The organism is Mesorhizobium sp. ORS 3428 (assembly GCF_001854785.1).
Lineage (GTDB): Bacteria > Pseudomonadota > Alphaproteobacteria > Rhizobiales > Rhizobiaceae > Mesorhizobium.
In genome coordinates this window covers 1-8,325 of record NZ_MDFL01000019.1, presented here as the reverse complement: position 1 = coordinate 8,325, position 8,325 = coordinate 1, and the positions used below count along the sequence as shown (strand labels likewise).

The following is an 8,325-nucleotide window of genomic DNA, read 5'->3' as shown; positions in this document are numbered from 1 at the left end:
GGGCCAGACGTCTGCTTCAATCTTGATCGCCAATGAGCCATAGCCGCTTTTCCCGGCGCCGTCGCACGGAGGAGGGAATGTTCATCGCCTCCCGATACTTTGTGACGGTGCGGCGCGCAACATTGATGCCGGTTTCCTTCAGCCGGGCGGCAATCTCGTCGTCGGAAAGCACGTCACCGGGCGATTCTTGAGCAATTATCGCTTTGATCTGATGGCGGACAGCTTCGGCGGAGTGCGCGTYGCCGCCTTGGCAGGAGGMAATCGCGACGGTGAAAAAATACTTCAGTTCGAACACCCCGCGCGGGGTAAGCATATACTTGTTCGAGGTCACCCGGCTCACCGTCGATTCATGCACGTTGATCGCCTCAGCGACAGTCCTGAGATTGAGAGGCCGCAGATGAGCCACGCCATGTTGGAAAAAGGCATCCTGTTGGCGCACGATTTCAGTCGCAACCTTAAGAATTGTCTTGGYACGCTGATCCAGGCTGCGGATTAACCAATTCGCGTTTTGCAGGCATTCGTTCAGAAACGCTTGATCTTTCGGATTCCGGGCGGCGTGCCGCGAGATTTCGGTGAAATAGGTTTGGTTGATCAAAACCTTGGGCAAGGCGTCCGGATCAAGTTCGATCTGCCATCCACCTCCGGGCGAGGGCGTGACCCAGACGTCGGGTATGATGGATTCCGGCGCTCCGGATTGGAATCGGTTGCCAGGCTTGGGATCGAGCGCACGGATTTCATGCAACATCTCGACAAGGTCTTCTTCATCGACGCAGCAATGCTGCTTCAACGCCTGAAAATCGCGTCTGGCAACCATCTCAAGGTTCGCGACCAAAGCGGCCATTGCCGGATCGAACCGGTCGCGCTGACGCAACTGGATCTCGAGACATTCGCTGAGAGTGCGAGCAAAAATTCCCGGTGGATCAAATTGCTRCAAGGTTGCGAGAACCCGTTCCACATCCGTCTCGCGGGCGTTCAGTTTGCCGGCCAGTCCCACAAGGTCCACGCGAAGATAGCCCGTATCTTCCAGATGGGCTGCGAGCTCGCCTGCAATCAGCCGCTCCTGTGGTGTGAATGCAGTGAGCGCGATTTGAYCAGCGACGTGGTCGTGCAATGTTTCGGTGCAGGCGGCGAACTCRTCCAGGGCAGGGCGGCTATCCGCAGGGGTGTTCGTCGTGTTGCGCGGGGATTTCCATTCCCCCAGTCGTTCYGTGGCCGCCGCGCTCATCGGCCTATCCATGTCTTTTTCGCGTGCGCCCGTGGGCTGGTCTGCCGAAATCGGCACGCCGCCAAGAGYCTCATCGTCGTTTGAAGCTTGCTCCAAAAGCGGATTTTTCTCGAGTTCCTGCTCCACGAATTGATGCAGTTCGGCGCGAGCTAACTGTAGCAGGCGGATCGACTCAATGAGCTGAGGCGATGCCACCATAGATTGCTTCTGGCGTTGAAGCAGCCTTGCCGAAGACAGCATGTTGAGCGCGAAACTCCAATCKAGGAGGCTCTTGGCCGTGCGTTAATGGGATTGCCAGACGCTCACTTGATCATGCGGCGGCCTGCAGTGTTTCAAGAACGTTCTGCGGGGATGAGACATCATAGGGATCGCTCTCGCAATTGTCGGAGAAACCTTCCTCCTCGAACCACTGCTCCACCGCACCATCGTTGATCAGGGCGGCGTAGCGCCAGGAGCGCATTCCGAAGCCGAGATTGTCCTTGGCAACCAGCATACCCATTTTGCGCGTGAACTCGCCTGAGCCGTCCGGGATAAGCTCGACCTTCTGCAGCCCCAAGGATTTGCCCCACGCATTCATGACAAAGGCATCGTTGACGGAGAGGCAGTAGATTGCGTCAATTCCTTCCTTCTTGARCTCGTCGTAGAGCTTTTCGAAATTGGGCAGTTGGTAGGTCGAGCAGGTCGGAGTGAAGGCGCCAGGAAGCGAGAACAGGATAACGCGCTTGCCACCGAAATAGTCGTCGGATGTCTTGTTTTCCCAGCGGTATGGATTTGGCCCCTCGATGGACTCGTCGCGAACACGCGTGCGAAAGGTAACGAAGGGAACCTTCTTCGTGATGGTCATCAAGTGCTCCTTTTATAAGAAAACTGGCATGGCTTCTCGGTTTGGGCCGACGTAACGTCGACTCGGCAGGCATGCCGGACATGAGATGAAGGCCTTCGCGGCTTCCAAATCGCTCTTCCATCCGGTGGTACGGGAAGGCCTTGGCCCACCCTCTTCGTCATCCGAATGGCTGGATCGATATCGGCGATTTGGGCGGTCCGAGCAACCCCTTTAGGGCAATTGGCGCTRCAAGGGATGTCGATGACTAGCTGCTTCTCGTCGAGGAGAAAGTGGTGGCGATCGACAGTGTCAATCTCGAAATAGCCGTGTGGTGCCGCAACGTTGAGGTCGCGCAAAGGTCTCGCTTTACGAAAATGGTTCTGCGTATTGTAGATGGTTGCCGGTGGCGCCTCGACGTCGATTGGGGTGAGCCTTCGATGCAGTGCTTCGGCATTCACATGCTGATAAGGACCGGCAAGCAGCAATTGGGCGCATGCCGCGCTGTTGGATGTCGGCCTCCAACAACACCTGCGCAGAAAAGCTAGCGAGCACTGACGTCTGGAGGGGATGACCTCCCGATGTTTATCCGCAATTGTCACCGTCGCCTCAAGCGCTTGTACGCAGTCATCAATGGTTCGCTCGTCGCATTGTTTGTGGTTCGATGGTTCTTAACGAGCCGTCGCAAATGCCGTGCCATCTGACTTGCAGCAGGGATGGAAGCGATTTTTACCTGGACTAGAGAGRCTTGCTTTCGGGGTCGCCATGGAGGAAAGGCTTCCTTCTAAGACGGCGATTGTCATCGGGCTGAACTTGTAACATTTCAAGCAGCTAATGCTCGGGAAACATACAAGGCGTTTCCACGTGACGACTCGACGAACCTTCTTGTGTCAGAAGGTGGACGAAAATGTCGGAAGCTCTACCAAGGGCAGGGGGCCGGGCCGCGAGAAGTGAAAAGTGGTGGAACGGAGACGATACTCATGTGAACCGAAGCGCAGCTTCGTCCGCGCGTGGCCGAATGGGAAAGGCCCGGACTGAATTCCTTTATGGCAATGAACTCTGTGCTGTTTTCGGCAAGCCGGTAAGAACTCGCGGCAGCCGGAGCACTTGAAAGCGCGCCTGCGGAGCGCGTAGCAGACGAGAAGGCCGCAATGCGAGCAGACGGGCTCGCCATTCGCCTTTGGCCAGCGGAACTGGCGGAAGATCGCGTAGGCTTCCTCCTCGTCAATCTGGACGAGCTGCTGGATCRGCATGTCCCGGCATTCCGGGGACATCAGGAAATGCTGGCCGTTCGGTATTCACAACCCCGCGTTTCATTCTCGGATCGCGATGGCTATCTTCCAACCACTCCGGACGCTCCAGAATCCTGGGGCCCAGGGGGTGCGAAGAAGAATTAGAGGCTGGGGTTCATGTTCAGACTCCTGGGCTGGGCAGTCGTCGCTATGCAATGGCGAAGCGGCGGCCGAGGGAAGCCCTCGAAATCAGCGTCGTATGCTTGTCCCCTCATCATGGGGCGAGTCCTTGGTGGGCGTGGCCGCAGGAGTCGATCGGTCCCTTGCATTGGGGCTGACGAGCGGAACGGTCGTTGTGCCGCGRTGAACTCTATTATGAGGCACGATGCCAAATTGCTCGTGGGTCGACTTTGTCAGGCGAAAGAACTATATACCGAGCATGGTTCACGCGATCACGAAGACCCATTTCATTGGCGCTGCTGAAGGTTTTTCAGCAGTGGACGGGCTTGTATTGGCTACGGTCAACGCGCCTTACAAGCGGGATATCAGCGTAGCGGCGCTGCGGGAGTGTATTGCCAAAGCCAAACTGGACGACTGGCCCGTCCATGTCGCCACTTTCTTCACAGAGGTGGAGCCTTTTCTCGTTTTTCAATTTGCAAGCGCTCACGGTATCTCTAAATCCAAGCTCRYCAAGGCTTACATGGCAATGAAGGCCGCGACGGGCGAGTACAATCCGGATTTGGAGACCGAACTTGTCTCACTGGCGCCTTCTCCTCGATAGAGCAGTAGCAGGCCTCGACCGAGTCCGCGCGAAAGGGCAACCCGTCCCCGATTGGGTGCTCGGGGGCGGTACCGCTCTGATGGTCCWCACTGGTCATCGCCTCAGCAAGGACATCGACGCGTTCATCGATGACCCCCAGTATTTGTCGGTCCTTTCACCCCGATTGGGTGGYGAAGGCGCCTGGGWCCATCAGGCATATGATGAGGCGCCAAACTACCTCAAACTCATCTACCCAGAAGGCGAGATCGATTTTATCGTCGCTTCTTACATTACTAATGTGCCAACGGAGCGGAAGATCATTGGCGGGAGTGGGCTTAGTGAGGGACTTTCCCATTCGATTGAAATTGAACACCCGGTGGAGATAGCCTTAAAGAAGCTCAACTATCGTGGCCCTTTGTTGAAGGTCCGGGACGTATTCGATATCGCAGTAGTGGACTACTTATTCTCGGATTTGCTCCAGGACAACCTACATTTCGTGTCGCATTTGAAAGCGGCTATTGGCATCAGGTTAATCAATCTCCAAGAAGATTATGTTCGCAATGAATTGGGGGAACTCAATATCGCTGAAGAATGGCGACCCATTGCCGACATCTGCCTCGATCGCATGAGGGAGATTGCAGAGGCTATTCCCGACCCCAAATCCACGCCATAGCCGGAGCCTTCGGGTAACTGGCCCTTCGAAGAAGACGCATTGCCTACGGTTGAATAATACCGATAAGGGATTTGGTGGCGTTGCTACCGAATAGCGCGAATTCCTAGGGTCTGCCGCTCATCAAGGAGCTGAAAATTATCGTATTTTCCGGCGGACCTCATCTTGCCTTGAGCGATATCTCCGCCGAGAGGGCTTCGGTGTATAGCGTAACGCCGGAGTTCAATAACTGCCGGATCGCCAGAAATTCAACTCGAAATTCTGCGCTCGAATTGATGGGGGCACCGTGATTGGCCAAGAGGCAGCGTTGGAGAGAAAAGGCCCGCTGCCGGGAGGAGGTGGCAACGGGCCCGATTCGAAAACGGCACTAGAGGGGGTGTGCCGCATTCAAGTTCGGCATCGCATCTAGAGAGTTGATGGCCGACACCCTCATAGTAGCTTCCGCGTTAGATATTGCAACGCACAAATGTCATCCGCAACGCAAAATCAGCATTGGCCTGCCGCAAAAAGAGCCCACAATCGGGGCGACCATGACGTTATCCCACAAGACACCGACAGGTGGAAATTCGAGCCGCAGCAGCCGACCCGTGGCGCTTGGCGTCTCGCAGCTTTTGCGGATAGGAGGCACAGTCAACCGCGCTTCGTTACAACCGGTAGGCTCAGCGATGTGACTGGAAGAGCGCCACCTGTCGCAGATGCCTTGGAATACAAAAGCTCGATTGGACTCACGGTGACGCGCTGCATAGCCATGGTCGGCGCCCACGAAGCGACCGACGACAAAAAGCAGCGCTCAAGACAGCTGGCGCGCGACCTCACCGTCCGCAAACGCGCGCTTGGGAAGGACGGCTTCACTATCGTTTCGGGCCTAGCCGCCGGAATCGATCGTGTCGCCCACGAAACGGCCATGACTAACGGCGGGCGCACGATTGCGGCAATCGGTACGCCTCTCAGCACCTACCATCCGAAGGAAGACGGAGACCTCCAGGAGCGCATCCCCAAGGAGTTTCTGCTGATTTCGCAAATTCCGCTTTTACGCGATGCCGCTCAGGCCATTCCGCAAAATCTGCTCTTCTGTTGGCAGTAGCGTGTCACGGCGTTCAAATGTCGCTCGGATTGCCTGGATCAGCGATCCACCTTCGAACGCGAACAGCCGCGACAGCGCCAGCAGGTCGTAAAAATCCTTCATGCGACTGTTCGCCTGGCCAAGCAAGACGATTGCCTGGAGTTTTTGGGCAACCACGGTTTCCCTGGGATAGGCTCTCAGTCGAGGACCCTCGGCCGACAGAAGCGGCGGAAATTCCAGTTCCTGCGCCCTCGCGTAACAGCGTCACCAAAGCCGATGTCAACTTGTACCGGGATCCGGGTCCTCCCGAGAGACGCTGTCGTCTGCACCCTGACGCCGCCATATTGCTGGCCTTCACGGATCACCTCGACGCTTAGGCCGTTCGCATCGTACGCCAGTCCGTCTTTTTCGGCCTCGATCCGGCAAATCGTTTCGAAAACGGATCGGATCGCCGTTACGGCTGGATTGCGGAATCCGAGAAGATCGAGGTCCTGCGTAGGGCGATTCGGATCGTTGAGCCACGCTGTGAAGAGCATCGCGCCCTTCAGGATGAACTGATCGCGATGCGGGGAGATGCTCAGCCGATAAAGCAGCCTCTCGATGGCGTATCGCCTCAGGATGAGCTGATTGTCCGTCTGCTTGCTCCGCGCGATGTTGCGGAGCCGAGCAAGAATCGATGCTGGAAGATTCGCCGGCCTATCCTTCATCAGCAACTGTGCTTTCAAGATAAGGACGAACGACGCTCCAGATGCGCAGCGCCTGCGCATATCGGGCAATGTCGCCAATGGAGAGCGCCTTTTCGCCGAAGCGAGCAACCCGGATCGGCGGATAGTCGATCGTCGGCTTGCGGTCCTTGGAGCCGATTGCGATCCAGACGCCGAGGGATCAATCCGGCTACACTGGCTCGTCTGGTTGACGAGGGCATCCTCCATCGCCCCTCACGAGGGCTCTACGGACGCGCGGATGCCGACGTCGACATTTCTCATTCCCTGGCCGAGATCGCAACTCGAGTTCCGAAAGGCGTGATCTGCCTCGTATCGGCGCTCCAGTTTCATGAGATCACGCTGCAGCTTCCGCGCAGCGTCGGGCTTAGCCTTTCTGGATCGCCATCCCATGCGCAGCGCTTCCATTGCAACGTCAAGGCCGACGGCGTTTCAGGTCCGACAGGCGCATGATCCCATGGCGCTCAATCAGACCGACGGCAAGCGTCAAGACCTACACCATCGATTCGGTGCCTGTCCGGATCTTCGATCCGGCCAAATCGATCGTGGACTGCTTCCGCTTTCGCAACGGTCGCGCTGAGAGGTTTCAACGATTCGGTCATGTATCAAACTGTCGGTAATTACCGGTAAGTTCCGACATTTTATTACACCGCAGTGAAAGTCGGCAAGCAGCCCTTCCACCGTTCTGTAAACGTGGCGCGAGACATCGGCGCGTCAGCATCGTAGCGCGATGGAAGAACATAGCGTGAGTTCCCGGCGCATGTCCTGCGTTAGCTTCCGAAAATGACCGTCATCGGCCGCCGCTCATGCCCATCGCCTTAACCAGATCATCGACCGAGCGGGTCGAGATACCTTGGACGTAGGCCTCTTGGATGACGGCCGTCAACGCCTTCTCGGCCAAACGCCGCGGCTCCAGGAACGACGGGAAGTAGGAGCCCTTCCTCAGCTTGGGGATGCGCAGCTCCACCGTTCCGGCCCGCGTCTTCCAGTCGCGCTCGCGATAGCCATTGCGCTGGGCGATCCGCAGCGCGCTCATCTCACCATAGCCGGCGCCGGTGGCGGCGCCCACCTCCAGCTCCATCAGCCGCTCGGCGGCAAAGCCGATCATCTCGCGCAGGATATCGGCGTCGGGGGTCTTCTCCACGAGCGTGCGCAGGTTCATCATGTCGTCGGTCATCGGTGGTTCCTTCGAATCAGGTTGGTCTCAGCAACCCGAGCCTAACGGGGAACATCGATGATCGCCGCTACGCCGCTCGCTCGCTTCAGCGCTGTTGAGGGCGCGCTCGCAAGCGGCTGCGCTACCGCCGAGCTACACCACTCAGCGGGTCGCGACCCGACAGCAGCCGTGGCGTTCTCGATTGGTGYCAGAAGACAGATGCGTGATCCAGGATTAACGTTCTGACGGCRCAATTTGGCCGGGGRGGCGTGCCGCTCACGAGGAGTGGACGACAGTGTTTGTGTCTYTCGGTCCCGGCGTGAGGTTAATGGCTGTCATATTTAACGCTGTCTGACATGTTTCGTTGGTCTTGTCAGGTTCGCGACATAGGCTCGGCTAGCCATTCCTTTATTTTGCTCAGGTCAAATATCTGAAAGGGAAGAACAAAAAAACTTTCTTCGATCGGTCAATAAAATTGGCATGAGTTTTGAGCCTTGCGTTACGAGGCGGCGAAAGCTGCCGACCGGCATTCATATCGCGGGCAGCCGCGATGAATGGAACGAAGGAAGGAAAGCTACATGTCAGGTCTGCGTCAGATCGCCTTTTACGGCAAGGGCGGCATCGGCAAGTCCACCACCTCCCAAAATACACTCGCCGCCCTTGTCGATCTCGGGCAG

At 57.2% G+C, this 8,325-nt stretch carries 9 protein-coding genes and 2 pseudogenes; 4 read left to right on the top strand and 7 right to left on the bottom strand.

Features of this window, described 5'->3' with window-relative positions:
* Positions 1–16: 16 nt before the first annotated feature.
* From rpoN to ORS3428_RS34365, 4 genes are all read right to left on the bottom strand, one after another.
* Positions 17–1,465, bottom strand: a complete 1,449-nt coding sequence (gene rpoN, locus ORS3428_RS05030; protein ID WP_071095192.1) for an RNA polymerase factor sigma-54 — start codon at positions 1,463–1,465, stop codon at positions 17–19.
* Positions 1,466–1,535: 70 nt separating this feature from the next.
* A complete protein-coding gene (locus tag ORS3428_RS05025) occupies positions 1,536–2,069 on the bottom strand; it encodes a peroxiredoxin (protein WP_071095190.1) in 534 nt (177 codons plus the stop codon).
* Positions 2,069–2,647 carry a transcriptional repressor gene (locus ORS3428_RS34370; RefSeq protein ID WP_443136838.1) on the bottom strand — a complete coding sequence of 193 codons (579 nt, stop codon included), beginning with the start codon at positions 2,645–2,647 and terminating at the stop codon, positions 2,069–2,071. The genes ORS3428_RS05025 and ORS3428_RS34370 overlap by 1 nt, the downstream gene beginning before the upstream one ends.
* 288 nt (positions 2,648–2,935) lie before the next feature.
* Complete coding sequence (locus ORS3428_RS34365) at positions 2,936–3,298, bottom strand: transposase (RefSeq protein WP_157895922.1); 363 nt, start codon at positions 3,296–3,298, stop codon at positions 2,936–2,938.
* Between the two features lie 418 nt (positions 3,299–3,716).
* Between ORS3428_RS34365 and ORS3428_RS05015 the strand changes: the two genes are divergently transcribed.
* The 3 genes from ORS3428_RS05015 to ORS3428_RS33855 all read left to right on the top strand — a co-directional run bounded on the left by ORS3428_RS05015 (position 3,717) and on the right by ORS3428_RS33855 (position 5,791).
* Positions 3,717–4,058: a hypothetical protein gene (locus ORS3428_RS05015; RefSeq protein WP_071095186.1), complete on the top strand. Its 342-nt coding sequence runs from the start codon at positions 3,717–3,719 to the stop codon at positions 4,056–4,058.
* Entirely contained in the window at positions 4,030–4,710 is a 681-nt protein-coding gene (locus ORS3428_RS05010) for a nucleotidyl transferase AbiEii/AbiGii toxin family protein (RefSeq protein WP_157895921.1), read from the top strand. Before ORS3428_RS05015 ends, ORS3428_RS05010 begins: the two co-directional genes overlap by 29 nt.
* Before the next feature lie 697 nt (positions 4,711–5,407).
* Positions 5,408–5,791 carry a DNA-processing protein DprA gene (locus ORS3428_RS33855; RefSeq protein ID WP_244507856.1) on the top strand — a complete coding sequence of 128 codons (384 nt, stop codon included), beginning with the start codon at positions 5,408–5,410 and terminating at the stop codon, positions 5,789–5,791.
* On the opposite strand, the gene ORS3428_RS34360 is transcribed toward ORS3428_RS33855, so the two are convergent.
* From ORS3428_RS34360 to ORS3428_RS04990, 3 genes and pseudogenes are all read right to left on the bottom strand, one after another.
* The gene (locus tag ORS3428_RS34360; protein ID WP_443136836.1) at positions 5,738–5,971 is read right to left on the bottom strand and encodes a nucleotidyl transferase AbiEii/AbiGii toxin family protein; all 234 of its coding nucleotides are present in this window, start codon (positions 5,969–5,971) and stop codon (positions 5,738–5,740) included. The two genes, ORS3428_RS33855 and ORS3428_RS34360, sit on opposite strands and share 54 nt — an antisense overlap.
* Positions 5,968–6,555 carry a nucleotidyl transferase AbiEii/AbiGii toxin family protein gene (locus ORS3428_RS05000; RefSeq protein ID WP_157895913.1) on the bottom strand — a complete coding sequence of 196 codons (588 nt, stop codon included), beginning with the start codon at positions 6,553–6,555 and terminating at the stop codon, positions 5,968–5,970. Before ORS3428_RS05000 ends, ORS3428_RS34360 begins: the two co-directional genes overlap by 4 nt.
* Positions 6,556–7,291: 736 nt before the next feature.
* A pseudogene (locus ORS3428_RS04990) lies at positions 7,292–7,669 on the bottom strand (IS256 family transposase); the annotation flags it as partial.
* Positions 7,670–8,226: 557 nt separating this feature from the next.
* On the opposite strand from ORS3428_RS04990, the pseudogene nifH reads away from it, so the two are divergent.
* Positions 8,227–8,325 (top strand): annotated as a pseudogene (gene nifH / locus ORS3428_RS31125) (nitrogenase reductase); the annotation flags it as partial.